At 38.7% G+C, this 26,801-nt stretch carries 24 protein-coding genes; 4 read left to right on the top strand and 20 right to left on the bottom strand.

Annotated features, from left to right (window positions below; all coding sequences use genetic code 11):
* Positions 1–196: 196 nt before the first annotated feature.
* On the top strand, positions 197–1,465 hold the full coding sequence (locus M3189_RS04750) for an MFS transporter (protein ID WP_251632629.1): 1,269 nt from the start codon (positions 197–199) through the stop codon (positions 1,463–1,465).
* A gap of 48 nt (positions 1,466–1,513) precedes the next feature.
* On the opposite strand, the gene M3189_RS04745 is transcribed toward M3189_RS04750, so the two are convergent.
* Positions 1,514–2,554 (bottom strand): ATP-grasp domain-containing protein, encoded by a 1,041-nt coding sequence (locus M3189_RS04745; protein WP_251632628.1) that lies wholly within the window; start codon positions 2,552–2,554, stop codon positions 1,514–1,516.
* 185 nt (positions 2,555–2,739) lie between these two features.
* Here M3189_RS04745 and M3189_RS04740 point away from each other — a divergent pair, with 185 nt between their 5' ends.
* Positions 2,740–3,417, top strand: coding sequence for an SOS response-associated peptidase (locus M3189_RS04740; RefSeq protein ID WP_251632627.1), 678 nt, complete (start codon positions 2,740–2,742; stop codon positions 3,415–3,417).
* A 42-nt stretch (positions 3,418–3,459) separates the two neighbouring features.
* Here the strand turns inward: M3189_RS04740 and M3189_RS04735 are convergent, their stop codons facing one another.
* The 6 genes from M3189_RS04735 to M3189_RS04710 form a co-directional block, all read right to left on the bottom strand.
* Entirely contained in the window at positions 3,460–3,954 is a 495-nt protein-coding gene (locus tag M3189_RS04735; RefSeq protein WP_251632626.1) for a flavodoxin domain-containing protein, read from the bottom strand.
* A 183-nt stretch (positions 3,955–4,137) separates the two neighbouring features.
* Complete coding sequence (locus tag M3189_RS04730) at positions 4,138–4,806, bottom strand: hypothetical protein (RefSeq protein ID WP_251632625.1); 669 nt, start codon at positions 4,804–4,806, stop codon at positions 4,138–4,140.
* A gap of 125 nt (positions 4,807–4,931) precedes the next feature.
* Positions 4,932–5,279 (bottom strand): metal-sensitive transcriptional regulator, encoded by a 348-nt coding sequence (locus M3189_RS04725; RefSeq protein ID WP_285889366.1) that lies wholly within the window; start codon positions 5,277–5,279, stop codon positions 4,932–4,934.
* A gap of 122 nt (positions 5,280–5,401) precedes the next feature.
* Positions 5,402–6,865, bottom strand: coding sequence for an alanine/glycine:cation symporter family protein (locus M3189_RS04720; protein WP_251632624.1), 1,464 nt, complete (start codon positions 6,863–6,865; stop codon positions 5,402–5,404).
* 146 nt (positions 6,866–7,011) lie between these two features.
* Positions 7,012–7,749, bottom strand: a complete 738-nt coding sequence (locus M3189_RS04715; RefSeq protein WP_251632623.1) for a GTP pyrophosphokinase — start codon at positions 7,747–7,749, stop codon at positions 7,012–7,014.
* Between the two features lie 28 nt (positions 7,750–7,777).
* Positions 7,778–8,437 (bottom strand): TetR/AcrR family transcriptional regulator, encoded by a 660-nt coding sequence (locus M3189_RS04710; protein WP_251632622.1) that lies wholly within the window; start codon positions 8,435–8,437, stop codon positions 7,778–7,780.
* Positions 8,438–8,699: 262 nt separating this feature from the next.
* On the opposite strand from M3189_RS04710, the gene M3189_RS04705 reads away from it, so the two are divergent.
* Positions 8,700–8,861 (top strand): hypothetical protein, encoded by a 162-nt coding sequence (locus M3189_RS04705; protein ID WP_165979054.1) that lies wholly within the window; start codon positions 8,700–8,702, stop codon positions 8,859–8,861.
* 147 nt (positions 8,862–9,008) lie between these two features.
* Positions 9,009–9,320: a hypothetical protein gene (locus M3189_RS04700; RefSeq protein WP_251633009.1), complete on the top strand. Its 312-nt coding sequence runs from the start codon at positions 9,009–9,011 to the stop codon at positions 9,318–9,320.
* 46 nt (positions 9,321–9,366) lie between these two features.
* Here M3189_RS04700 and M3189_RS04695 read toward each other — a convergent pair whose 3' ends face one another.
* The 13 genes from M3189_RS04695 to fabG all read right to left on the bottom strand — a co-directional run bounded on the left by M3189_RS04695 (position 9,367) and on the right by fabG (position 26,734).
* The gene (locus M3189_RS04695) at positions 9,367–10,104 is read right to left on the bottom strand and encodes a protein-glutamine gamma-glutamyltransferase (RefSeq protein ID WP_251632621.1); all 738 of its coding nucleotides are present in this window, start codon (positions 10,102–10,104) and stop codon (positions 9,367–9,369) included.
* Positions 10,105–10,213: 109 nt separating this feature from the next.
* Positions 10,214–12,079 (bottom strand): PKD domain-containing protein, encoded by a 1,866-nt coding sequence (locus M3189_RS04690; RefSeq protein WP_251632620.1) that lies wholly within the window; start codon positions 12,077–12,079, stop codon positions 10,214–10,216.
* Between the two features lie 225 nt (positions 12,080–12,304).
* The gene (locus tag M3189_RS04685) at positions 12,305–16,564 is read right to left on the bottom strand and encodes a multicopper oxidase domain-containing protein (RefSeq protein WP_251632619.1); all 4,260 of its coding nucleotides are present in this window, start codon (positions 16,562–16,564) and stop codon (positions 12,305–12,307) included.
* A 154-nt stretch (positions 16,565–16,718) separates the two neighbouring features.
* Positions 16,719–17,807: a copper resistance D family protein gene (locus M3189_RS04680; protein ID WP_251632618.1), complete on the bottom strand. Its 1,089-nt coding sequence runs from the start codon at positions 17,805–17,807 to the stop codon at positions 16,719–16,721.
* A 341-nt stretch (positions 17,808–18,148) separates the two neighbouring features.
* A complete protein-coding gene (locus M3189_RS04675; protein ID WP_251632617.1) occupies positions 18,149–19,459 on the bottom strand; it encodes a hemolysin family protein in 1,311 nt (436 codons plus the stop codon).
* A gap of 61 nt (positions 19,460–19,520) precedes the next feature.
* Positions 19,521–19,934, bottom strand: a complete 414-nt coding sequence (locus tag M3189_RS04670; protein WP_251632616.1) for a MerR family transcriptional regulator — start codon at positions 19,932–19,934, stop codon at positions 19,521–19,523.
* A 123-nt stretch (positions 19,935–20,057) separates the two neighbouring features.
* Positions 20,058–20,993: a manganese-dependent inorganic pyrophosphatase gene (locus tag M3189_RS04665; protein WP_251632615.1), complete on the bottom strand. Its 936-nt coding sequence runs from the start codon at positions 20,991–20,993 to the stop codon at positions 20,058–20,060.
* A gap of 180 nt (positions 20,994–21,173) precedes the next feature.
* Positions 21,174–22,382: an iron-containing alcohol dehydrogenase gene (locus tag M3189_RS04660; RefSeq protein ID WP_251632614.1), complete on the bottom strand. Its 1,209-nt coding sequence runs from the start codon at positions 22,380–22,382 to the stop codon at positions 21,174–21,176.
* Positions 22,383–22,400: 18 nt separating this feature from the next.
* Positions 22,401–23,924, bottom strand: a complete 1,524-nt coding sequence (locus M3189_RS04655; RefSeq protein WP_251632613.1) for an aldehyde dehydrogenase family protein — start codon at positions 23,922–23,924, stop codon at positions 22,401–22,403.
* A 207-nt stretch (positions 23,925–24,131) separates the two neighbouring features.
* Positions 24,132–24,905, bottom strand: coding sequence for an SDR family oxidoreductase (locus M3189_RS04650; protein ID WP_251632612.1), 774 nt, complete (start codon positions 24,903–24,905; stop codon positions 24,132–24,134).
* 192 nt (positions 24,906–25,097) lie between these two features.
* Positions 25,098–25,499, bottom strand: a complete 402-nt coding sequence (locus tag M3189_RS04645) for a MaoC/PaaZ C-terminal domain-containing protein (protein WP_251632611.1) — start codon at positions 25,497–25,499, stop codon at positions 25,098–25,100.
* Complete coding sequence (locus M3189_RS04640; RefSeq protein ID WP_251632610.1) at positions 25,496–25,945, bottom strand: MaoC family dehydratase N-terminal domain-containing protein; 450 nt, start codon at positions 25,943–25,945, stop codon at positions 25,496–25,498. Before M3189_RS04640 ends, M3189_RS04645 begins: the two co-directional genes overlap by 4 nt.
* A gap of 24 nt (positions 25,946–25,969) precedes the next feature.
* Positions 25,970–26,734, bottom strand: coding sequence for a 3-oxoacyl-ACP reductase FabG (gene fabG, locus M3189_RS04635; RefSeq protein WP_251632609.1), 765 nt, complete (start codon positions 26,732–26,734; stop codon positions 25,970–25,972).
* Positions 26,735–26,801: the final 67 nt, after the last annotated feature.

Raw genomic sequence — 26,801 nt, 5'->3', positions numbered from 1 at the left:
TAGGCTATATCATCAACAAAGCACATTTCCAACAATGCTACGAAAACGATAAATAATTGGATGGCCTATTGTAAAAGTTGTGATGGGTCCGCATATATTTAGGTAAAAGAGGTGTAAATTTAGGTAATACACAGCAGTAAAGATTATCGAGGTGCTTTTACCATTGTAGTTGACAACTAAATAGGAGGAACATTCTATGAGTCGATTGACGAAGCAAGAAAAAAGCTGGGTTTTTTATGATTGGGCAAATTCTGCTTACTCTATTTTAATTACAACCGCTATCTTCCCTTTATATTTTAAAGCAGCAGCAAATGGTGCAGGTCTTGCTGGATCTACCTCTACTGCCTACTTGGGTTATGCGAATTCCTTTGGGACACTGCTCGTTTCCATATGTGCACCGATTCTAGGAACGATTGGTGATTTTAGGGGCTTAAAAAAGAGATTATTTACCTTTTTTGTCATTCTAGGTATTGCCTTTACGGCCATGCTGGCAGTTGTCCCAAGTAACCAGTGGCTTATCCTCTTAATCTGTTATATTATTACCGTCATTGGCTTTGGAGGAGCCAATATCTTTTATGATGCCTTCCTTGTAGACGTTACGAGTGAGGAACGGATGAATAAGATATCGGCACGGGGGTTTGCGATGGGCTATATCGGAAGTACTATTCCTTTCATTATCGGTATTGCTCTGATTCTATTATCTCAGCAAGGGGTTCTGCCATTATCTGTCACGGTAGCCACGCAAATCGCCTTTGCCATAACTGCAATTTGGTGGGGCACCTTTACCATCCCAATGTTAAAAAATGTGGAACAGGTCTATTACGTCGACCGGGTAGCTAAACCGATTTCTACCAGCTTTAAAAAAGTATTTCAAACGCTTAAAAGGATAAAAGCTTACCGTCCTTTATTTCTATTCCTTATTGCTTATTTCTTTTATATCGATGGTGTTCACACAATTATTACCATGTCCACTGCCTATGGAACCGATCTTGGTATATCCTCCACAAATCTGTTAATCATTCTTTTTGCCACACAAGTGATTGCTGCTCCGTTCGCGCTTCTTTATGGAAGGCTGGCAGATAAATTCACAGGAAAGAGAATGTTATTAGTTGGCATATTTATTTATATTATTATTTGTATCTATGCCTATTTCATGAAAACAACCTTAGATTTCTGGATATTAGCGATGCTTGTCGGTTCTTCTCAAGGAGGGATTCAGGCACTCAGCCGTTCTTATTTTGCGAAGCTGGTACCGAAGGAAAATGCAAACGAGTTCTTTGGATTCTATAATATTTTTTATAAATTCGCCTCTATCCTTGGACCAGCCTTAGTCGGTGTTACCGCTCAAATAACGGGTAATACAAACGCTGGAGTTTTTAGCTTAGTTATATTATTTATTCTTGGCGGCGCCGTTTTGCTGCGTGTCCCAGAAACCAATGAGAAAATCCAGGTCAATCAATCATAACGACTAAAACAAACAACGCCTTGGGCAATCCTAAGGCGTTGTTTGTTTTTAGGCAAAAAGATTTTTATCAAGAATCATTTCTTTCTCGAGATGGCTAGCCCGAATTCCAAATTTTGGCTTCAATTGACCGATTTCCTCGCCTAGCAATAATTTTATGGCTAGGTAAGGAAGGTTCAGGCCAGTTAGACAACTAAAATGCATGCCTCCGCTCATTCGGGGATTGATTTCGAGTAACTTTGGGACACCCTGATTATACTTAACCTGAATATTAAAGATATATGGTATAGGAAAGTGTTGATGAAACTGGTGAGCAAGTTGAATAAGCTCATGGTGGTCTAAGATTTCTCTTATCCTTCCATCCCCTTTCATTCTAGGTATTGCTGCGTACAGCTTTTCATTCGATGCTACACAGTCAATACTGAATTCCGTCCCCTCTAAGTACTCTAGCACCATTAGATCCGGGAAAACCTCTTGCTGGCCTAAGATTTCACAGGCGTAATGATATGGGAGGCGGCGGCTGCTTGCCCTTCTAAACAGCTGGTCAATACTTTCAATCTGGTCTTCAATAACACGAAAACCAGTGGCACCTTCACCTACTACAGGTTTAAAACATACTGTATGTCCTTTATCCCGCAAACATTGATAGGCAGTTTTGAAATCGTCGATATTATTAACAACATAAAAATCTGGTATTGAAACAAGGTTCACTCCACTCTCTTCCTTTTGCAAGATGGAATGGTAGGCTGCAGCCTTATTATCAAGTGTCTCCATCAATTCGGAGTCTGGACAAACCAACACCTTCACACCAATTGCTTCAAAATCAGCCAGCCTCTTTGCGATTACAGTATTTTCTTTTCTTGGGATGAAAATATCAATCTTATGCTTCTGACAAAATTCCAAACAAAACTCAATATATTCTTCACCTGACACGGTGGGTTCTGTAAAGGCATAATCACAATACTGTAAATAGAGAGCATCCTTATTCGAATGAGTGCCAAAAATTTCGAATCGTCGCCCCTCCTCATTTCCACGAATCAACTCCATAAAATGGGTAACCGTCGTAAACCACCTATTAAACCAAATTCTCATACGTAACCTCTTTCTCGATGAATTCTTCAAACTAAAAACCTTAAACATTATCCGCCTATAATTTCCATTTTATACATCCAACTATATAACTCGTTGTATAATTCGATGTATAATTGGTGTTAAAATGAATAAATGGTGACAACTACGTTGTCACTTCGGTGACAGGCACCAAGGAGGTATTATAGATGTGTGGACGTTTTACTTTGACTGCAACGGTTGATCAGTTGATTGATCGGTTTGATGTGGAGTTTTTTCTTCAGGAGGAGGAGTATTCCCCGAATTATAATGTAGCTCCTTCGCAATCGGTGTTAGCAGTGATTAATGATGGAACTCATAATAAGATGGGGTTTTTACGCTGGGGGTTAATTCCTCCCTGGGCGAAGGATATGTCAATTGGTTATAAAATGATTAATGCGCGTGCTGAGACTTTATCTGAAAAACCAAGTTTTCGAAATGCTTATAAGAAAAAACGCTGTTTAATTGTGGCCGATAGTTTTTATGAATGGAAAAGAATGGATAGTAAAACCAAAGTTCCGATGAGGATTAAGCTGAAGTCAGATGAATTATTTGCTATGGCTGGTCTCTGGGAGAATTGGAAATCCCCTGATGGAAAATCAATTTATTCCTGTTCGGTGATTACCACAAGTCCTAACGAGCTGGTTCAAGACATACATGACCGGATGCCTGTAATCTTAAAACCGGAAGATGAAAAGGTTTGGCTTGACCCTGCCATAACAGAGTCTGATAAGCTTCATCACTTACTGAAACCACTTGAACATAGTGTAATGGAAGCCTATGAAGTAAGTCCACTTGTTAATTCACCCAAAAATAATTCTATCCAGCTGATTCAAAAAATCTGTTAAGCCTATAAAAAATACCTGACCCCTTGGTGGGTCAGGTATTTTTTATACATGAGCAAAGGTTGCATTAATTTTCATAACAAAGGTCATGATGGCCGTTGTATCTAAATTCGAGCTATCTTCAGTAACACCACTCACTTTTTTAACGATTTGCCTTTCAATAAAGTTCATTTTACTTACAAGGAACTCTCCTCCAAAAATACCGTTTGCGATTGATACTTTCCTTAATTCCTCTGGAAAAGCAAGATTGAATTGCTCAATAGCTGTTTCTCCATCATGCCAACAGCAGAGAAAAAGGCCCAGTTTTTTTGTCAACAACTCGTCATGATGCTTGCCGATAAAATGTTTTATTTTCCCTTGGATACTGCCAGCATGGATTGATCCGCCAATCATCACGAAGTCATAATCTTTTACATTAAAAGTAATTCTATCCCTTTTTAAATCGACAGCTAAGACTTCTCCCTCCATCCACTCACTCAGTAATTGGACAGCTTTTTCTGTTGTGCCATGTGATGAGCAATACACAATCAATGTCTTCATATAACATCCTACCCTCCATGGAAAAATTTTCACCTTCAAATGAACAATATCCATCAGACCTTTTGATGTCTTATTTTAATTATAATGCAGTAATAATAAATATCTGAGAAAAATATTGGCAATATTTCTACAATTCACCCTACAATAGAAATCTTTAAAAATAGTGCAGCCCGTTTGGGAGCACTATTTTTCAATGATATCCCCTTTTTCTGTAATAAAAATGACCTTTGCGTGTTCATCCAGTTCAGTTTCATAATATCTAACCTCGATTAATACAGGGAAACGAGCCTCTTGTAAAAATCGGCTAAGTTTCTTCATTTTCTGTAACTCGTTATGTTGGTTTATTTTTGACCAATTTGCTTTTATATCAATAGGAATAGATGTAGAAAGGAGCGATACATTTATATCTTCATAGGTAGGAATAGTGCGACCAAGGATTTCTCCTTTGTCCTTAATTTGCAGTGCTTTAAACATTCCTTCATCCAAATTCGGAAAAAGTTCTTTGATTTGAGCTTTTAGGTTACTTGATAACTCACTATCCCACATAACTTTCGGATAATTATCGGAGTAACCACTTGGAGAATCCGCATCCTGCTCAATGATAAATAAGAGGTTTGAATGATCCTTAGGATAGGCATATCCTTGGTAGGTTTCGCTTAAAAAATTGTAATTAATTTTTGTAAGGACAAATTCAGTTTGATATTTCTCCGATATATAAGTCTGCATATTTTCTTCATGCTTTTCTTTTCCCCATGGTGTCCCATAAAATACTGTATAAGCATAAAAACTAAAAGCCAGAATGAGTCCAGCAAATACCAGTAGGATGATTTTTGTCGCCTTTATATTCCTCACCTCTTTAATTATCAGAATATTATAACTATAATATTCTTCACAGGTTTTTCTTATTCCTTCTAACAAAAACTATAAATGGCATAAAAAAAAGACGTACAATAAGTACGACCTAAAGAGGAGAAGCATTATTTCTTCATTAATTTGTGAATTGTTACCAGGACCTCATCTAATACCTCATTGTCCCCTTCTTGAATTCTTTCCAGCACACATGATTTTAGATGGCCTTCTAAAAGTATTTTCGCAACGCTATTAAGTGCCGATTGCGTGGCTGAAATTTGCGTAATTACATCGTCACAATACGTATCTTTTTCAATTAAACCTTTAATTCCACGAATTTGTCCTTCGATTCGATTAAGTCTCGTTACAAGATTACTCTTCACCTTATCAGAATGATGACTTTTTCGGTGGCTGCCCTCCATACTGCAGCAGGATTCATTATTCATTTCTTCATCCATTTCATGTTCAAAAGACATTCCATCACCTCATTTTCTGTATTATATCATACCCCCCTAACGTAAGGCGAAGCCTAACTTTAATCCTGAAGAAGAAAAAAACTGACACCTGAATGTCAGTTTTCTCGTATGACCATGAAGCATCAACCAGTTTTTTCAACTGTTTCTTTTTCAGGGTACTTATACTCATGTTCCCAGAAATCTGCATCCTTGATACCTAATTTTACCGGATCAAAAACAGGATCTTTTCCATCCTTTAACTGAGCTTCATAATCCTTAAGGACTTTTAGGGCAGGTTTCGTTAATAAAAGAATGGCAATAAGGTTAAGCCATGCCATTGCTCCAACACCGACATCTCCTAGTGCCCAAGCGAGACCAGCTTCTTTAACGCAGCCATAGTAAACCATTCCTAGGATAACAAATTTAAGGACATATTCAGTCCAACGGTTCTTATTTTTAAATATATAGGCAAGATTTGTTTCCGCCATATAATAATAAGCCATGATAGTTGTAAACGCGAAGAACAATAATGCAATCGCTACAAAAGGTGCACCAAATCCTGGTAAAACGGATTCAACTGCTGCTTGTGTATAGCCAGGACCTGCTTCTACTTCGGTAAGGTTTGTAACAATCGGTTCTTTTCCTTCTGGTGTGACATTGTACATTCCAGTCATCAAAATCATAAAGGCTGTAGCCGTACAAACAAACCATGTGTCGATATAAACAGAAAAGGCTTGCACAATTCCTTGCTTAGCGGGATGTGATACTTCTGCAGCTGCAGCGGCATGTGGTCCCGTACCTTGACCTGCTTCATTGGAATAAATGCCTCGTTTTACTCCCCAAGAGATGGCAGCACCTAAAATTCCTCCGTAAGCGGCATTTCCGCCAAATGCGCTCGAAAAAATTAAAGAAAGGACTTCAGGTATTTGAGAGAAATTTGCAAATGTAATGATAAAAGACACAATAATATAACCGACAGCCATAAATGGCACAACAAATTCAGCAGTACGTGCAATACGTTTTACCCCGCCAAAAATAATTGCCGCTAACACTAAAATTAACACAATACCTGTAATACTTGTGTTGATTCCAAAGGCATTATCGATACTGACCGCAATACTATTTGCCTGTACCCCTGGTAAAAGCGCGCCAGTAGCAATAACTGTAACGATGGCAAATAATACAGCGTACCATTTCAGCTTTAGGCCTTTTTCTATGTAGTAAGCTGGACCACCACGAAACTGGCCGGCTTGTTTGGACTTATACACCTGGCCGAGGGTGGATTCGATGAAGGCTGAACCTGCTCCTAAAAAAGCAATTAACCACATCCAGAAAACTGCACCTGGACCCCCGAAAGCAATCGCAGTCGCAACACCAGCAATATTACCAGTTCCAACTCTTCCGGATAAAGCAAGATTTAGCGCCTGAAAGGACGAAATTCCAGCTTCTGATTTTTGACCTTTAAACGTTAACCTAAAAATATCCTTCATATGCCTGATTTGAAGAAACCTAGTTGATAACGTGTAAAACAATCCTACCGCTAAACATAAATAAATAAGTGCCTGACTCCAGATAATTCCATTTAGCCAATTCACAATTTGTTCCAAGTAAATCCCCCTTTACTCATTGATATTTTCTATTATATAACAGCTTATCTTACTAATAAAAGAATTTTTTGAATTTTTAGTCATGTTTCTGAAAAAAATAAGTAAAAAAGCCTATTACAGTAAAAATGTAATAGGCAGGTTCAATATTATTTGATTCCGAGTTTATCTTCCATAAATGTCTCTAATAATTTCAATTTGTTGTTTCCAATGCCAATAGGCGGAAAGCTGTCCTCAGCCTCGTCAGCAAGTTTCATTTTCTTCATTTCCATATGAAGACTTTCCATTTTATTATCCAACAGTGTAGCCATCTCTGCTGTTGTTTTTAATTCATCAAGCATTTTTTGAGGAACTGCTTTGTTATATTTATAGTAAATTTTATGTTCTAAGCTAGCCCAAAAGTCCATGGCAATGGTACGGATTTGAACCTCGACACAGGTTAATTCCTCACGATCGGACATGAAAATCGGAATTTCTACAATCATATGCAAGCTTTGATAACCATTAGGCTTAGGATTTTTTATATAATCCTTATATTCTACTATTCGAATGTCCTTTTGATTGGCAATCATCCTACTTATTTCATAAATATCGGAAATAAACGAACAGGTTATTCTCATACCTGCTATATCTTTTATATTGTTTTTTATACTGTCTAGGTTGAAATCCAACCCTTTGCGCTGAACTTTTCCAAAGATGCTCTCAGGTGATTTTAATCGTGTTTTAACATGTTCTATTGGATTATAGTCATGAATATAATTAAATTCATCTCTCAGTATATTAATTTTCGTTGTCATTTCGTCCAAAGCAAATTTATAAGCCATCATAAAACGAGTCAATTCAATTTTAATTGCTTTTAAATCCTTCATATCAAGGGTATTTATCATACTATCACTTACATCCTTTCGGAAATCGTTACTCTTCTTCTGTTACCTTTTCATTTGCGTTTATTTTTTTCATGACATCCGGTGGGAAAATTAAACGGCATATCACCTTAGCTACTTCACGATAATCTGTCTGGTTCCCACATTGTTTCATTTTCTCTGGAGCATGCTCGGCTAGGGTCATTACCGACCAAGTTACGGTATTCAAGTCTAAATCGTTCCAAGTTAAATCATTATCGTAAGCTCTTTTTAATCCAGAAAGAATCCTAGTAAAAATCTTTTGTTTTGCAGCTGCTAAAACTTGCGCAAACTCTTTATCTTTAGCAAGTAATTCAGGAAGTAATCGCTGCATGCCCATCTTCTTGAGACGCTCATCATGCAGTTCTAATAAGGAAGCTAACATACTTTCTGGATTTGAAACGCCCCATTTTGGTTCAGGTGGCATTAACATCTCAATTTGATCCTCTAACAAAGACATTAATAGCTGTCGTTTATCCGAAAAGTAGCGATAAAAAGTACCGGTTGCTACCCCTGCATGTGCAGCGATTTCCTTGGCTGTTGTATGCTCAAATCCTTTAGAAATAAATAATTCATGTCCACTTTTTACTAACAAATCCCGTTTTATTTGGGCACGTTCCTGCTTAGGCATTAGGGGAAACTCACCAACCAACTGGTCTTCTCGGTCTGACATTTTTCTCACCTCAAAACTAGTATACCACAAAAATTAAATATTGAACCACAGTTCATGTTTCTATTGACAGACTCACTTTAACATGTAATACTTGAACTATAGTTCATGTTATTTCAATCTCTGTTGACACCCCTTGGCAGTCGATTGTAAATAACATGAAAACAAATTATTTATTTTTTGATATTTCGAGACTTTTTATTCGCATTTTTTGTTTTTATTCATATATAATATTTATAATTAACTTTGGAAGGTGTTGATTAATATGGCAAACCAATCTGATAAAAAAGATATCTCAATCAACTCAAGTGTTTCGCTAAAGGGAATTGTAAAGGCCATTTTCAACGATACCGTACACGTGCAAATTGGCGGCAAGATTATTACTCTGCCAAAAGCTGATTTCATGCTAGATAAATCTATGAATTAAAAAGATTTTTATTTGCGACCTATAACAAGAAAGCCCATTGCTGCAAATGCAATGGGCTTTCTTTTGTAAGGAAAAGACATTACAAGCTCCTATTGGGAGGATATGGCATCAATTTTAAGGACGTAAGAGTTATATTCACGAGTATCCATGTCAGTAAAGCTGAACGCCGTATATGCCGTTTTTTCGACTTTGTTTGGAAATATTTGCAGTGCTATCATTGTAATTGTGTTACCAATAAAGCCGTTAAAGCGGTATAAACCGGAGGGATTCATTATCCATTATTTGAAACTAAAGTATACAAGTGAAATGGAAAAAGCGATGTTGAGTGCACACGGAGTATGTTATGAAGAATATAAACGAAAATTAAATGTGAGAATGGAAGTTGAAAAACGGCGTGAGCTGGATTATTTAATCAGCAAACGTCTTAGCGCCGATTTTGACGGAAGATTACACTGTTAATATATAAATAAGTGAGGAGCCTCCATTTTGGAAGCTCCTCTAATCATTATCGTAATAAAAATATTGTTTTATAATTTGGTCTTGTTATCATACGCATAAGATAGGCAGATTCATCGGGGTTATCTTTCCTTTTTCCATTTAAAAAGTTAATGATTGTCTTCGAGTCACGTATCCCTACTCCATGGCCATAGAACTTGTCATCTCCAAGAAAAACAACATTTTCGGCCCGCCACCAAGGCTCCTTAGGACTAAAATCTGGGTTCTTAAAATGCAGAACATCACCAATGATAAAATCTTCCCCAAATGAATGATAAACGGGGAGATCCTCGTCAAATTGCCAATCCATTAAAAAAAGGCGCCTGAAGTAGGTATTAAATGCCCTTGGTCCAATGGTATATAGGACTGCAATGTACAACACAATGGCAATCCCTGTAGAACATTCAGTGGCATATAGCTTCCCATTTTTCAGTATATCTTCCATCCCTTCTGAAGGATTCACCCCTTCTCGTAAAAGAAACCCTCCGTTCGCTAATCGATTCCAATAGTTTTTGTTAGCAAAGGAATAAGTAAAAGTAGTAAACTTTATCCCGCTCTTTTCTAATGCTTTTGCTGCTTTTATCGTATTTTCTCTGAATAATAATTCAAATTTTAATTGTTGAAGGGACTGGTAATAATAAATCACAGGGTACGCTGACATTTGCTTCAACATTGCTCTTTGCTCATTATTTATTATTTCTTTATGGAGTTCTTCAGGCTTAACATTCCGGCCATTTATATTTATCATTTAATACCTCCTCTCTACACCATATGAGCCTATACCTAGTTACATGCAAAAAGGCATTAAGAAAAGAGCCAGATTCCTATGTAAAAGGACCTGGCTCCCGAATTCTTTTTTATCTGTTACGGATAGTAACCGGTACATTCGTTAGTTTTCCACCAGAAGTGGATACAGCATTGATGGTATCACCTGTGATGAAAGAAATTCCCCTTCTGCTGAAGGTCCATTTTCCATCAGGACCGACAAGTGCCTTTCCGAGCTCTTGATTTCCTTTAAATACTGTGACACTTACTCCCGGCCCAAATACATCACTTGTTCCAACTATGTTTAATGTAGTTATACTTGATGAAAAAATAACCGATTGCGTTGCAAGCTTATTTGGAGCTGGTGTAATTGTAACAATTGATTCATTTGTTGAGGTCTGACCATTTGAGGTTGTAACTGTTAATTTAAAGCTTACTGGAATAAACTGTTTAGGGAACGTGAATGTTGGTTTTGCAGGGTTTACTAAATCTAGTTGAACTTCTGGACCACTTACCTGCTCCCATTTATATGTTGCTGCATTAATAGAAGTACTTCCATCCAAGGTCACCAATGAGCCTTGTTTAACGGTTTGGGCTTCGCCCGCATTTGCAATTGCCGGGTCTGCTGTAACATTTACTGGCAGAGATTCACTTCCCTTAGCTTGAGAAGTTACAGTAATGGTTGGCGGAATATACGCCGGTTTATTTATGACTAGTGTTCCAGAAGCTGGGATATCACCGAACCCTTTGGCTGTAAGAGTTGGTGGATTCAATTTATCACTGGACGATGCCGAAATAAAAAGAGTATCAGAATTTGTATCATATTTTACAGTTCCTGTTATGTGATCCACAGGTTTTAGCTTTTTGGTACTAACTGGAATATCAGATTTATTCGTGACGATGATTTCCTCGGGGACATCTCCAGTAAATGTTAAACGACCAAAGTACTGGCCATCTGTTCCCCTCATTGTTGTTGCACTCATTCCGTCTCCTGTAACATCAATCGTGTATTCTTTATCTTCTTCTGTAGAAGCAAATACGTCTATCGTACCACCACCTTCAATATCCTCGCTGTATGTAGCTCTCATGACATCAACACCAGCAGTTGTTGCTTCTTTACCCATTAGGCTGAATAAATCTGTGGAGACACAGTTTGAACCACATGTACCATCGCTGCCAATCTCTGGTCCTTGGATTTTAAAAATGTTTTGACCATTATATCCATTTATTACCTTATGGGGGATATCCGGGTCACCTACAAACCCTGGTGGTCTATCATCTACAGTATCCCATTCTAGGAATGTCCCAATGCGGCTTGTTTTTGCTCCTTCAAATCCTCCATTTATACCAATATCTTCAACAAATCTAATTTCTCCGGGGTCATTTACTCCAGTTTCATCCTTATCCTCAGGAGTAGCAATAATTTTATCCACACCATATGGATGAGTGATGGTGTATTCACCCCCGATTTTTAAATCGTCTATTCGAAACCGGACCCTTCCGAATACGATTTGATCCCCATCTTGGACAAGCTCATTTGCCCATGCCGCTTCAAGAGCGAATACAGCATCTGCATCTCCTCCAGAAGGCAATGTGATAGAGGCACTTGCCAACTGATAAAATGCCTCGCCCGGGAAGTTACCCGTTTTAACATTTAGGACCGGGTCACTCGGAAATTCCCCTTGTGGAAAACCACAAAGTGGATTATCTCCTTCTAAACACAGCTCTAATCGTTTATCATTTGAATCCTTGTACCAGACAGGATAACCATAATCCCCGATAGGACCAACTTTTTTAAGCTTTGGGATATCCTCTATTGGCACTCCGTATTCCGCATTAGCTCCATTACCACCCCAAATACCACTGCTAATGATTAATACGGCTGTTATGGCCAAAAGAAAAACACTTTTTAAAGTTGACGCTTTCTTTCTCTTCCTTCTCCTACCTTTTGGCAACATTCACATCCCACCTTTTTTAAGTTATCAACCTATTAAAAAACTAGGTTTACTGATCATTTCATCCTATTACCCCTTTCCTTTTTTCAATTTTATTCCATATAATAAATAGATAGACCTATTTATTATCAGTGATATAGTGTTATTTTCCTATGAATTAATACTCAAAAAAATGGAGGAGCAAGACTGTTTCTTCCCCCTCCTACTTAAATGAATACCTACCAACTATTACCGTCTCAATGCCGGTCTTTTTAAATTTGTATCTACTAAAATAGGTTTTGCATATAACGACTCATTCCCGAATTTATCCACAGTCGTAACCGTGTAATAAAATGTAGGATTGGTTTGACTTACTGGCAGACTGTAGGATAAAGTGCGAATTAAACTACTATTAATCCGCTGATACCCCATCGCCGTTGATGTCGTCCTATATAGGTTAAAGCCGGCAATATCTTTGTTACTATTTGTTTTCCATTGGAAGTTAATAAACTGTCTATTAGACGATAATACCCCACTAATGTCATAGGGAACTTCTGGACGGCGGTCAGGAAGTGTCTGCAGTTGATATTTGGGCTGATTATGGATTCGAAGCATCCCCCATAACCCCCCCTCCAAATATCTCCTAAGCTTCATTTCCCGAAAAACATAATCACCTACTTGGTTTATTAATCCATCAATTTGTACAGGGATTATATCCAAGGTTTCTCCAGGCGTAAGTGAGCCCTGACTGGACACAAGCTTAGAGTTTGGATCTGTCCACTGATATCGCCAGCGATGACTATGAAGTGTAAATACGCTACCTCTCGATCGATCAGCAGTATGCATGACCCTTAATCGAATTGGATCTCCAACATATGCTTCTGGAACTGGAGTTGAAGGATCACCATGAATAATCGAACTAAAAATGAGCGATTTATCCGGATTAGCTGCCAATCGATGTTTAAACGGCTCAGAGCTATAATTGATTCCTTTTTCACCCCGATCTTCCATGTCAAGATCGGCAGTCCCCGGTGTTGGGATACTTCCGTCCTTGCCTATGGTATAAAGCCCATCTGAAAACATTAATACCTGTTCTCTAAAATCAGGTGAATTCGGAACAATAATGTCTGCCCTTGCCCCCGACATGATTTCTTTACCGGTTTTAGGGTCTTGATATTTCGAGCCTTTTGGTTCAATAATTAGCGAACCATATGCACCATGTAGTCGATGACTGCGGATATCTCCATAGTCATAAAGTATAGTTCCTCCATATTCTTTATCTGCATACCATTGGTAGGTAATTTTTTCACCTGGTCCGATAGTTTGATCATAATTATAGCCAATGGTTGCACCGTCAGATCCCTGCATATCATACTTCACCATTTGCGGGTGTAAGGAAACTCGGTTTGAATTCTTCCAATTTACCTGATTAGCCATTAACAAAGCAGGATCTGCTTGATTTTCAGGTGGGTCCAATGGTAGTTGATTAGAAAGAGTAACCTGAATACATTCACCTTCATTTGCTCGGATGACGAGTGGTTCGGCAGCTTTCTTACCATTTTTAATATCCAAATAATCTTTAGTAAGGGAAAACATCATTCCGAAAGGATCATGATCACCAAACTTGTTGTAGACAATGTCCTTCATAAATGCAGTGATATCAAACTTTCGTACTAATGCACCAGGAGGACAAGGATTACCAGGTGTTAGCGCCTTTGGTGGTTTTGATCCATTTTTCTTCATTTGACTTACTCTCCATGGAACAACAGACGATTTCAAAGACGGACGATCTGGTAGTTTTTGTAGAATTGGCGTTTTTTCTCCCCAAACCCTGACAAAGCCCCATAATCCACTCCATAAGTCTTCAATAGGCTGAGATGACCATAGATAATCCCGCTGATTTACACCTACAGGGTTTGGTTGGATATCCATAGTGAACTGCTCAGATATACCAATTGTCTGAGTAGAAGTTAATTCTGAATCCTCTACTCCTGCCTCGCGCTTCCATGCTAACCCGTGCAAATTAAAATTATGCTGTGTTTCATGTGCCCCTTGAATTAAGCGTATTTTTATCGGATCTCCTGTATAGCTTTGAATTATTGGGGTCTCGGGATCACCATGAACCCATGAACTAAACGCATAAGCAGGGTCTGCATTGTTTCGGCGAAAAAAAGGTGCATTCGAATAATTCACACCTGCATACCCATGTGCATGTTTGAAATTTGCTGGATTTGTCTCTAAAGGGAGCGGGTTTCCGTTTTTATCCCAAAGTCTTGCGAAATCATGGTAAATAAGAACTTGTTCACGGAAATCTTCTTTTTCAGGGTGAACAATCATCGCTTCTGTACCAGATTTTATTTCCCTTCCTGTCTGTGGATCCAGCCATTTTGAGCCTTTAGGTTCGACAATTAAAGTACCAAATGTCCCGTGAAAGCCTTTTTCACCAGCTGACATATGATCATGGAAAAAGATTGAGCCCTCTTCATCTGCATACCAGCGATAACGGATTTTCTCTCCCGGCTCTGTACCTTGATTGTAGTTCCAGCCAACAGTGGTTCCATCAGAACCTAACGGGTCGTAGGCCACAAAATGAATGTGTATTGACAATGCATTCGGCTCTTTTGCATTAAATAGGTGGTTTTCTAATGTAACTTCCACACAGTCTCCCTGATTTGCCCGTATAGCAAGAGGACGAGGTCTTATTTCTCCATTAAGGACCTTCTGCTCATCTTCTGCCAGGACATACATCCGTCCTTCCTTATCACGATCACCTGCATTGTTGTATACAATTTCTGTTTGTATCCCGACAATGTCATATTTTCGAACTGGTGCATCCTTTGGACAGCGATCAAAATTAGGTGCTCCTGGTACGAGTGCACCAAGTGCTGCTTTTTCTGATTCCGTCGCTGGACGTAATTCAGGGTCCGGTGGTTTTGGGGCACGCTTGCCTATTTCACCAGGTATATAATGTGGAAAGCCAGGTTTTTGTTGTGTTGCACTTGTTGGAGATTCCCTATCTGCCAATGGCAGCAAGTCATCCTGTGCTTTATCGAATACCCTCATTAACCCCCACATGCCTTCTAAATAATGTGGGAACAAATGACAATGCCATAAATAATCACCAGGTGCACCGGTTTTATCTTTGTCATATCCAGCACCAAAGGCTAATTCAGCTGTTTGAGTATCTCCTATATTCAAGGTATCAGAGTCAACCGTGTTCGTTTTCTTCGTATCACTTTTCCACCTGTGCCCATGTAAATGAAATACATGGTTTTCATCGCTATTAGCTCCAATGACTCGGTATCTAACCGGATCACCGACATAGGCTCTTGTAATAGGTGTTGCCGGATCTCCAAAAACCCAGGATGAATAAAACATAGTTGCATCTTTACCATCCTCACCCATTGCATTTTTCAAGCGTTCATCCATTGGTTCTGCACGATAGTTTACAGCATAAAGTTCTTTTTCATTTAGATCTTCAACATGGGGTTCTTCTCCATGAGGTTCCACGCCTTCTTCTTCCTCATGCTCTTCCTCTTCAGGAGTTCCAGGAGGTGGAGGGGTACCAAATTGAGCACTAATCCCATCATGGAAAAACAGAGTAAACTCCCGGAAATCAGGTTTATCAGGTAAATGGATATCTGCGTATAACCCGCTAGTTAACTCTTCCCCTGTTACAGGGTCAGTCCATGTCGCACCTTTTGGTTCAACGATTAACGCCCCGAATAAACCATCACCCATTGTCCCCCTGCCGCCAGTTGGATCAGTAAAATAAGTGAGATCTGCACCATTGTAAAAAAAGAAGGTTCCTTCATCCGAAGCATTCCACGTGTACTTAATTTCTGTGTTTGGTACAGCAGTGGAGTCAGGATTATATCCTGCAGATGTTCCATCAGATCCCCTTACATCATATCCAACTCCTTCAATATGAATGGATGCTTTCTCACTCAATTGATTATGAAAGGTAACTTGAATACAATCGCCTTTATTTGCACGGAGTGCCAGCGGCTGGATTTCCTTGACCGGCTTTCCTGGATTTTCAGTAATCGCCTGTCGAATTTTCTCAACATCTTCTTGTAGGGCATATATTTTCGCCTTTGGATCATGGTCGCCAAATTTGTTGTAGACCATATCTACCTGTATCGCTGCAATAGTAAAATTACGAATAGGTGCGCCTTTAAGACATTTCTCGTTTGGCATATCTAAACTAGTTAATGAAAGGGGAACCGTATTGGTTTGTGCTGCTTTCGTTTGGATAATTGCTTCGCTTGGTTGACTGTTTGCAGTGGAGGTTTCATTTGATGGAGACTTATTTGCAGTTTTTAGGATGTGTTGATTACTGGAATTTTGTTTAATAGTAGTTTTAGATACAGTGACAGATTTTACTTTTTCAATAGTTAGGGCATGTTTTAATTCTGAAGAATGAACAATAAAAACAATTGAGAGAGATACAATCGAAAATAGGAAAAGGAAACTGAATAATAGTAAGAGAGACTTCTTTTGTTTCAATCTTTGTACCCCTTTCATGGTCCCGCTAGTACGATAGTCATAGTTTCGCACTGCTATAAAATGTTATGTCCATGTCAAATGTAATATTCCTTATTTCATACTCACCCACTTTTCCCCTAAATGTATAGTAAAAATGAACAGCGCCCATCTCTGCTTAAATGATTGGATAAAGAATACAAGAAAACATTAAGCCTAAGTATAAAGTGAGAATGAAACAACCCCCAAATACAGTAGCAAAAACCGGGCTCATACTTTTATAACTCACAAATATTAACAACAAAAATAGAAGTGCAGTTATAACCAAAATGATAGATAGGAAGGTTGGAGCGAATTCAATTTGTATCGGCACAAGAAGATTCTTTGCTAACAGCCAATCTACCCAAGTTGGTGCTGTTGGTGCCAACTGGGTATAGACCTTTTCATAAGGTGGTGATAATGTGCCCATAACGGCAGTAAAGAAAAAAACAAGTAGAAGAATGACGCTTTCTGCTTTCAACCAATTTCGAGGGTCATATTTCGTGACTGTTGCAGCTCTTCTAGCTAATATCCCATTAATAAAGGCAAACATAATTATAGGAATGATGCTTATATGCTTGAACAATAACATACGCCCGTATGGTGTTGCCCAGCCATTTACATACTCTGCGGGCTTCTCAATGGTAAACATTATGACAAATCCTGATGCAAAAATATTTATCATACATACAACTGCCAACGGTGAAAACCATTGTAAGAACTCAGACCAATGTTCTTTATCTTTAGAAAACCAAGATACCTGAAGGACGACACCGACCCAAATCGCGACCATAAGAAAGTGTGTGGTATGCGAAAATAGACCAACAACAAACGATTGAGTTGAGACATGACTGCTATAACCAATGGTAATCACCATTAATACAATCCAGAATGCCTGCAAATATTTCGAGCGATTAAGATACAGTGTTAACCATAAGAAAATAGTAAACACTGTGTTAAATAGCCATCCCTGCCCAATTTGGAAACGCATCAAAACAGAGGCAGCCGCAGCGGCAAACCCAACGGATTCCTCAAACAACAATATTAAAGTGAACACTGGCACAAAAGTAAACAATATAATCCCAAGCGTACAGATGAGCAAAAAGGGCCTTGGAAGTTGAATGGTGGGTTTTTTCGAATCTGGAACAAATTGCAGGACAATATGACCAACCAACAACGAAAACAATAGATAGTTTCCTAAGTCTGCAATTGAACTAAATAGATTCATATTATTAACCACCCGCCATTTTCCATAGATTGAAATAAACAAACGTACATACACATTATAAGCAGGCTGATTCTTTTCAAGATGAGCCTCCTTTTGTTTTATATCATTACTATTCAGCTGAAAATATTAATATCACAATTTACACTGAATAATAGTACTTTTGATGTAAATCTCTTTCCCTATATACTAAGTAAAAACTACCAAACACAGTTATAGATTGTTCGACAAATACCAACTTGAATGATGATAAAGGGAGTAGCTTGTAAAAGCCTCGGACACTAACCACCCTTTAATCGTCAAAAAAAAGACCACAGGAACACCTGGGTCTTTTTACTGTTAGTTTATGCTATAGATTCATGTTTCATTAATTTCACAATTTCTAATAATTTTATATGATAACCATCGATTTCAAGAACTTTAAATTCGTAATCACCGTATTTAACTTTATCACCTTCGACAACATCCATTTTCTCAGATAGAATCCAACCGCCAATGGTATCCATCTCATCTTCCTGGATGTCTAAGCCGAATAAATCATTTACTTCATCAATTAAAACCTTACCGTCCACCACGGTTTTATGTTCACTAATTTTGTTGATTTCTGGAACTTCGTCTTGGTCAAATTCATCACGAATTTCACCAACAATCTCTTCCAGAATATCTTCAACCGTCACTAAACCTGCCGTACCGCCATATTCATCCATTAGGATGGCCATGTGTACACGTTCTTTTTGCATTTTAACTAATAAATCATGAATGGCAATCGATTCAATTACCTGAATCACAGGTCGAGTATATTCATCGATTGGTGTATCAAGGTGCTTACCACTGATATAATCTGTCATTACTTCCTTCATGTTCAGCATACCGACGATATGATCTTTTTCACCATCAATAACTGGGTACCTTGTATAATTTTCCACCTTCACAATTTCAAGACATTCTGCTAAAGTCTGTGATCGATCGAATACGACGATTTCAGTACGAGGAACCATAATCTCTTTTGCAATGCGATCGTCAAATTCAAATATATTGTTTACATACTTGTATTCAGACTGATTGATTTCACCGCTCTTGTAGCTTTCAGAGATAATTAATTGCAGTTCTTCCTCTGAGTGTGCTTCTTCATGTTCAGAGGCAGGCTTTAAGCCAAAGACACCGACAATCAGACGAGCCGAACCATTTAACACTTTAATAAACGGATACATAATTTTATAAAAGAGAATCATTGGTTTTGCAAAAATCAACGTAACTGCCTCAGCTTTATTAATCGCAATTGTTTTCGGTGCAAGTTCACCAACCACAACGTGAATAAAGGTTACTGAAGCAAAAGCAATGATAAAGGACAAGATACTAGCTGCTGATTCAGCTACGTTTAATTTAGTAAACAATGGGTGAAGCATGTGTTCAACAGTCGGCTCACCCAACCAACCTAATCCTAAAGCTGTAACGGTAATACCTAATTGACAAGCTGATAAATATTCATCTAAATTTGATACAATTTTCTTAGCTGCAATTGCTTTTTTATTGCCTTCTGCTACAAGCTGGTCGATTCGTGTACTGCGGATTTTTACAATGGCAAATTCGAAAGACACGAAGAATGCCGTAAAAGCAATTAAAATTGCAATTACAATCAAGTTAATAATGGTCAATGGTCTCCTTACCTTAATGAAAAAGTAAGGAATACACCTCCTGGTTTTTGTAAAAGTATGTTTAACTCAGTAATAATAATAATGTTTGTGCTAATGGAACACCTTGAGAAGAAAGTTTATTCACAACCATTTCTTTTTGATTGCCGTTTAATTTATCAAGAATCGGTTCGATTGCTTCCATTTCTTCTTTCAGATGACGCATTAAAATTCCAATTTGTTCAAAGTGCTTTTCTATCTTTTGTTTGTCAAAACAATCCTTCGTCTTAATTAATTCAATTGATGACTTAATCTCCTCAAGTGGCATATTAAGATTTTTATAGTGTTCAATTGAATGCATAATTTGAATGCTGTCTTCTCCATACAATCGATAATTAGAATCCGTCCGAATAGGGTTGAGTAAGCCTATTTGGGTGTAATAATCGATTGTTCTCTTAGAGAGATTCATTAGCTTGGCTAGTTCGCCGATACGATACAACTTCCCAACTCACTCACCCCTTTCTACAATATTATTAATATATCATGTAGAAAGTGTACAGTCAACGTAATAGTTACTCTAAAAAACAAACCGTCCCTATTTCATAAGAACGGTTTTTCTTTATTAAATACCCTGATTGAAAATATCAGTTAATACAGGTACGATTTGTTTCTTACGAGATACAACACCCTTTAATACTGCAGTGTTATTCTCCAAGGTAACATTATATGCCTTTTCAACAGCGTTCGTTTTACTTCCTAACGCTAAACCGACAGAGTCGTTCGTTAAGATATCTGTTACAACAAACAAGAATAAATCTAAGTTCTTTTCTTCGATATTTTTTGAAATAGCAGCTTCTAATTCTTCTTGGCGTGCAAGTACTTCAGCCGTATCAACTGCATTTACTTGTGCAATTTCAACCTTGCTTGACCCCATGTCGAATTCTTTTGCATCAAGTGAAATTAATTGTTCAATTGTTTTATCACTTAAATCTGCACCAGCTTTTAGCATTTCTAAGCCATACTCCTGCGCATCGACACCTGCAATTTCAGCTAATTCTCTTGCAGCTGCTACGTCTTCTTCTGTGCAAGTTGGCGATTTAAATAATAATGAGTCAGAAATAATTGCGGACAGCATAAGTCCAGCAATTTCTTTTTTAATTTCTTTGCCGTTTTCTTTATACATTTTATTCAAAATTGTTGCTGTACAGCCTACTGGCTCACAACGGTAATACAATGGATCGCTTGTTTCAAAATTCGCAATACGATGATGATCGATTACTTCTAAAACACGAACTTCATTAATATCATTCGCACTTTGCTGGCGCTCATTGTGGTCGACCAAAATAACTGAATTTACTTCAGCAGCAACATTTTCAACTAAGCGTGGAACCTCCGTATTAAACTGGTCCAGTGCATATTGCGTTTCACCATTCACACTACCTAGGCGTACTGGTTCAACATCCATTCCAAGCTGCTTCTTCAAATCTGCGTAAGCAATCGCAGAGCAAATCGTATCTGTGTCAGGATTTTTGTGACCAAAAATAAGTACTTTTTCCATTATTTTGACTCCTAATCGTATTAAAATATGTAGACAAGCTCTATTACTGAGTTTGACCCTAACGAAAATTATATATGAAACTTTACGAGTATTCAAAAAAAAAATAAAATGTTGTATTAAAATAAGAACAGGACACCACATCCATTATGGCATCCTGTTCCTAGAATAAGACTATTTGATTTATTTTACACCAAGTGGTACAACTCTTTGTCCGATCGCTGCAATCAATTCTTTAGGCATTGGGAAACTTAGTGCTGCTGGATCTTTCATAACAGCAGGAATTGTCTGTGCGAGGTTTTCTTCCGTAATATTGTACTGTTTGAAATCTTCAGGGAGACCGACTTTATGCTGCAGTAGACGAATCTTTTCTATTACTTTTGCTAAAGTCGTTTCAGCAGTATCACCTTTCACCTCTACATCCAAGGCGGCTGCAAGCTCATAAACTTTTGGCAGGTATAATGAAGGAACCATCTCCATAACCACTGGAAGGAAGACAGCATTGGCCAAGCCATGTGGGATACGAAACAATGCACCATAGGCGTGGGCCAAATTGTGTACGGGAATAGCATTTAATGCAAAGCTAAATGCGGTAATTCCCATTAAGCTTGCTTGAAGTAAATCCATTCGGGCAGCGAGATTCGTACCGTCTGAGACTGCTACTGGAAGATTTTTTTCAATTAAGCGTATTGCATGCAGTGCATAAGCATCAGTCAGTGCCGTCGCCGTCGGCGATGCAAGTGCTTCAATGGCATGTGTTAAGGCATCAAACCCAGTAAAGGCCGTGATAAAAGGCGGTAGCCCAAGTGTTAAATCAGGATCCAGAATCGCCATATCCGCATTTATGAATGGGTTTATGATATTTGTCTTCATTTGAATATCTTCATTGAAAATGACTGCAATTGGGGAAACTTCAGAACCTGTTCCCGCTGTAGTTGGAATTGCGATATGTGGAATCGGGATAAAGTTTGCCTTAGGAAACTGTTCATATAAAAGTCCTCCTGGAATTGCTTCCTTAATATCAGACAATCCCTTATGGAGTGCATATTTTACCCCTTTAACAGTATCAAGGACACTGCCCCCTCCTACAGCCAGTAAGGCATCCCCGCTGACTTCTTTAAAATACCGAACGGCATCGTTAATACATCTGCTTTCGGCATCCTGACTAATATCAAGGTATTGACCAACAAGCTGTGGTCCGCTGCCATGACCGGTTAAATTAAATATTTCTGCAACCTTCTCAACGACACCAGCTTTTTCTAATCCTCTGTCACTTAAAAGAACGACTCTTTTTGCACCTAGGCCAGCAAACAAGCTTGGTACCATTGCCCGTGAGTTCGATCCGCTGTAAATTCCTGTGCGAAGCATAAACTGTGATAAGGAAGTTTTCATTATTTCTTCACCTCTTCATTAGTTTTGGCCAAACAGAATTCCATACCAGTTGCGTCTCTCAAGCTCTGGGGACATGGATGTGTGCACATGCTTTATTTGTGTATAAGCGTCTAGTGATTGCTGACCCATTTCTCTGCCAATGCCGCTTTGCTTGTATCCGCCAAATGGCGCATCGCTTCTAAGCATGTGCCAGTCATTGATCCAGACAACTCCAGCCTGTAATTTTCTTGCAACCCCATAGGCTTTATTAACATCGCGTGTCCAAACACCTGCAGCCAAACCATAAATACTATCATTTGCCATTTTGATAGCTTCGTTTAGTTCAGAATAGCGAATCACACATAACACAGGTCCAAATATTTCTTCCTGAGCAATTTTCATATCATTGGTCACATTGGTGAAAATAGTTGGCTCCACAAAATAGCCATCGTCGCAGCCTGCCACTTTCACTTCTTTCCCACCGCAGACAAGCGTGGCTCCTTGTTGTTTACCAGCCTCGATGTAGGAAAGAATGGTTTCTTTTTGTTTTTTAGAAATAACCGGACCTACATCCGTTTCAGGATCTAATGGGTTTCCGAGCTTCAACTTACTTGTTAATGAGACAAGTCCGGCAACAACTTGATCATATAAAGAATCTGGCACAAATAATCGAGTTCCGCTTTCACACAGCTGTCCCGAATGTAAGAATACTCCAAAAAGACTTCCTGGTAGGGCAATACTGAGATCTGCATCCTCTAAGAGTATATTTGGTGATTTTCCTCCAAGCTCTAATGTTGTATTTTTAATACTTTCAGAAGCCAAACTCATGATTCTCCTGCCCACCTCTGTTGATCCTGTAAAAGCAACCTTGTCAACCATCGAATGGCGAACTAATCCTTCGCCAACTTCAGCCCCAGGGCCTGTTACAACATTAATAACTCCAGGTGGAACTACCTTTGAAATCAATTCGGCCAGCTTTAAGGTTGATAATGGCGTATAGCTTGCAGGTTTAATGACCACTGTATTTCCCATTGCCAGCGCAGGTGCGATTTTCCAAGTAGCGATGACCATTGGCAGATTCCACGGTGTGATTGCCGCACAGACACCAATTGGCTCACGCCAGATAAAATTATGTGCCGGTCCTGGAAATGGCGGTACTGGTAAGGTTTCAGAGAACGGATATTCTAATGTAAAGTTCGCCAATGTTTGGAAAAGGTCTACCATTTGTAAAATATCACTGTTGCCAATCCGACGTACGGTACCGCCGGAACTAATTGCTTCTAAATACACTAACTCTTCTGCATGCTCTGCAATTTGATAAGAAATTGCATATAAAACTTTAGCCCGGTCTTTCGGGTTCATGTTTTTCCATTCGGTGTTGTCAAACGCCTCCCTTGCCGCCATTACTGCACGATCAACATCTGCTACAGTGCCTTTTGCAACTTTAGCAACGAGCTCACCAGTGGCTGGGTTAAAAACATCAAAGGTTTCTTGATTGCTTGCAGGTTCCCACTTTCCATTAATAAACAGCGGGAAACTTTGAACATCCGTTTTTACTGCCATTTTTCGTTCCTCCTTTTTATAAAACACCAAATTTACTTTCTGAAAATCTATAAATCTCTTTGCCGACAACAAAATCAAAGAGAAAAGGATGTTCTCTGGTAATGGGTTACTCTAAATGGATCAAATTTTCTTCTACTGCATTTGCAATTTAATCATCCGCTTGTAAACGCTATCATTTATAAAAATCACGAAGGATTATGATTCTCTCTACATTGCGTGGGCACCGCCGTCAACAACAATAATGTCCCCCGTAATAAAATCAGAAGCGGGTGATGCTAGGAATAATGCAACTCCTTTTAAATCATGATTGGAACCAAACTTTCTCAATGGAGTTCCTTCTAAAATAGCCTCACTGCCTATTTCTAGCAAACCTTCTGACATTTTCGTAGGGAAAAAACCTGGTGCTATCGCATTTACATAGATACCGTGCGGCCCCCATTTAACCGCTAAATCCTTTGTAAAGGTTATTACCGCTCCTTTAGAGGTGTTGTAGCCAATGGTATTCATGTATTTAGGATTACTGCCTTTAAGGCCTGCAACTGAGGCAATGTTAATTATTTTTCCGGATTTCTGCTCGAGCATGACTCTTCCCACAGTTTGAGACATTAGAAAGGTACCCGTTACGTTTACGTCGATTACTTTTTTCCAGGCCTCAAGGGGCATATCTTCTGTAAGTGCTCCCCAGGTTGCACCGCTATTATTAACGAGGATGTCTATCCTCCCAAACCTTTCCAAAGTATGCTTGACCACATTTTTTACATCCTCTGGATTGGTTACATCACATTTTAATGCAAGGCTATCTACACCCATTTTTATTAACCCTTCACTTACTTCCTGACAAGCCTCGAACTTTCTTGAACAAACCACTACACTAGCACCAGCTTCAGCAAACCCCTCTGCGATTTGCTGACCTAATCCCCTGCCGCCGCCTGTTACAATTGCTACTTTTCCTGTTAAATCGAATAACTCCTTCACATGCATGGATGTTTCCTCCCATAGCCAAATTTACTCTATCTATTTCGAACTTACATACTAACTAGTCAGTATGGCACTAAAGTCATAATATATAAAATATTTATACTATTCAATATTTATTTTTCACCAATTTCAGAAAAAAAAAGGCAACAAATCGAATCGGTGTCGATTCATCACCTGGGCATTAATCAGTAACTATTAAAATTTGGTAAACAAAACTTCACCTTTTAAAACTTCGTTCCCATTTTGGTTTAAAGCCAGAACTTGAAAGCGAAGATTTGGTTCTTCTACTTCTTTCAAGGTAGCTTTCAGTGTAATCACATCATTTAAAAAAACCATTCCTTTAAAGCGGATGGAATAATCCTTGACGAAGCCTTCTTCAAAATACGGTGTAAAAAGCTTTGCGAGATTACCCATTGTCCACATACCATGTGCAATTATACCTGGTAATCCAGCCTTTTTGGCTTCCTCATCAATGGTATGAATTGGATTAAAATCTCCAGACGCACCTGCATATTTAATTAAATCGATTCTTGAGACAGCCTCTAACTGAATTTCTTTTACGGATTCACCAACCTGTAACTGTGTAAGAGTACTCATTTTGTCAGCACCTTCCTCACTGCTTCAGAAATAACAATGGTCGAGGTGGAACTAAAAATCGTGTTACCTGCTAAATCCTCACCAAAGCTTTCTAGGACAAGAAAACCCATTTCGCCAAAATTACCTTTTTTCTCAAAGTATTTTTTCACTTCGGAATAACAAAGAATCTCTTCTCCAACCACTAACGGCCGTTCGTAATGAAAGGTCTGTTCCCCGTGGATTAATCCTTTGGTGGGAAGATTTAATCTGTCAATCACTCCATAGTCAAACGTCCTTGGAAATGTTGGAGGTGCAATATTGTTTTTAAATCTTGAATTTCTCCCTACTTCTACATCAAAATAAATGGGATGAAGGTCTCCGATTGCTTCCGCAAATTTCTTCACAGCTCCTCGTTCCACATCGTTTTTCACTTTATTGGAACGTTTACCAACTTGATTACTGAACAAATTATCTTCGCCTCACTTTAGTTATTAATTTTTTGGACCACCAGCAACATAAATAACTTGACCATTAACAAAGGAAGATTTTTCATCAGCAAAGAATGCCACAGCATTGGCAATATCTTCAGGCTTTCCACTTCTTCCAACAGGGATATTAGCTACACTCGCTTGGATTAATTGCTCAAATGGAACCCCGATTCTAGCCGCCGTTTCCATCGTCATTTCCGTTTCAATAAACCCTGGTGCAACAGAGTTTGCCGTAATACCATATCTCCCTAGCTCAATTGCAAGTGTTTTCGTGAAACCCTGTAACCCTGCTTTGGCTGCTGCATAATTGGCCTGCCCGCGATTGCCAAGAGCAGAAGTCGAAGAAATATTAATAATGCGTCCATATTTATTCTCAACCATATACTTTTGTGCCGCACGAGCTGCGTTAAAAGAGCCTTTTAAGTGAACATCCATAACCATTTGCCAGTCAGAGTCTGTCATTTTGAATAAAAGATTATCACGGATAACGCCTGCATTATTGACTAGAATATCAATTGAGCCAAGTGCTTCATACGCCTCTTTAAAGGCACTTTCCACTTGCTCGGCTTCGACTACGTTTGCGACCTTTGAAAAAACTTCATACCCCTTTTCTCTTAGTTCATTCGTTGTTTCTACCAATGATTCTTCATTTAAATCAATAAACGCTACCTTCGCGCCTTCTTCGGCAAATCGTTCTACAATCCCCTTACCAATCCCCCTGCTTCCTCCTGTTACAAACGCCACTCTTCCCGTAAATCTTCCTGTCATTTCTAGTTCCTCCAAACTTATCATTTTCATAATCTTGAATTCTCGCAATAGATAACGCTTACAAAAA

The sequence above is a fragment of the Neobacillus niacini genome, assembly GCF_023715415.1.
In the GTDB taxonomy this organism is placed as follows: domain Bacteria; phylum Bacillota; class Bacilli; order Bacillales; family Cytobacillaceae; genus Neobacillus; species Neobacillus niacini_C.
Note: the sequence above shows the minus strand (reverse complement) of the source record. Positions and strands in the feature narration are given on the sequence as shown.

Bases quoted from the DNA above. Each gene is read 5' to 3' on its own strand.
- M3189_RS04740 (WP_251632627.1), top strand. From the start codon at position 2,740: ATGTGTGGACGTTTTACTTTGACTGCAACGGTTGATCAGTTGATTGAT.
- M3189_RS04650 (WP_251632612.1), bottom strand. From the start codon at position 24,905: ATGCATGTGAAGGAGTTATTCGATTTAACAGGAAAAGTAGCAATTGTA.
- M3189_RS04660 (WP_251632614.1), bottom strand. From the start codon at position 22,382: ATGAAAACTTCCTTATCACAGTTTATGCTTCGCACAGGAATTTACAGC.
- M3189_RS04695 (WP_251632621.1), bottom strand. From the start codon at position 10,104: ATGATAAATATAAATGGCCGGAATGTTAAGCCTGAAGAACTCCATAAA.
- M3189_RS04710 (WP_251632622.1), bottom strand. From the start codon at position 8,437: ATGTCAGACCGAGAAGACCAGTTGGTTGGTGAGTTTCCCCTAATGCCT.
- M3189_RS04700 (WP_251633009.1), top strand. From the start codon at position 9,009: ATGTCAGTAAAGCTGAACGCCGTATATGCCGTTTTTTCGACTTTGTTT.
- M3189_RS04680 (WP_251632618.1), bottom strand. From the start codon at position 17,807: ATGAATCTATTTAGTTCAATTGCAGACTTAGGAAACTATCTATTGTTT.
- M3189_RS04690 (WP_251632620.1), bottom strand. From the start codon at position 12,079: ATGTTGCCAAAAGGTAGGAGAAGGAAGAGAAAGAAAGCGTCAACTTTA.
- M3189_RS04715 (WP_251632623.1), bottom strand. From the start codon at position 7,749: ATGATAAATACCCTTGATATGAAGGATTTAAAAGCAATTAAAATTGAA.
- M3189_RS04645 (WP_251632611.1), bottom strand. From the start codon at position 25,499: ATGAGTACTCTTACACAGTTACAGGTTGGTGAATCCGTAAAAGAAATT.
- M3189_RS04705 (WP_165979054.1), top strand. From the start codon at position 8,700: ATGGCAAACCAATCTGATAAAAAAGATATCTCAATCAACTCAAGTGTT.
- M3189_RS04725 (WP_285889366.1), bottom strand. From the start codon at position 5,279: ATGTCTTTTGAACATGAAATGGATGAAGAAATGAATAATGAATCCTGC.
- M3189_RS04655 (WP_251632613.1), bottom strand. From the start codon at position 23,924: ATGGCAGTAAAAACGGATGTTCAAAGTTTCCCGCTGTTTATTAATGGA.
- M3189_RS04745 (WP_251632628.1), bottom strand. From the start codon at position 2,554: ATGAGAATTTGGTTTAATAGGTGGTTTACGACGGTTACCCATTTTATG.
- M3189_RS04665 (WP_251632615.1), bottom strand. From the start codon at position 20,993: ATGGAAAAAGTACTTATTTTTGGTCACAAAAATCCTGACACAGATACG.
- M3189_RS04750 (WP_251632629.1), top strand. From the start codon at position 197: ATGAGTCGATTGACGAAGCAAGAAAAAAGCTGGGTTTTTTATGATTGG.
- fabG (WP_251632609.1), bottom strand. From the start codon at position 26,734: ATGACAGGAAGATTTACGGGAAGAGTGGCGTTTGTAACAGGAGGAAGC.
- M3189_RS04735 (WP_251632626.1), bottom strand. From the start codon at position 3,954: ATGAAGACATTGATTGTGTATTGCTCATCACATGGCACAACAGAAAAA.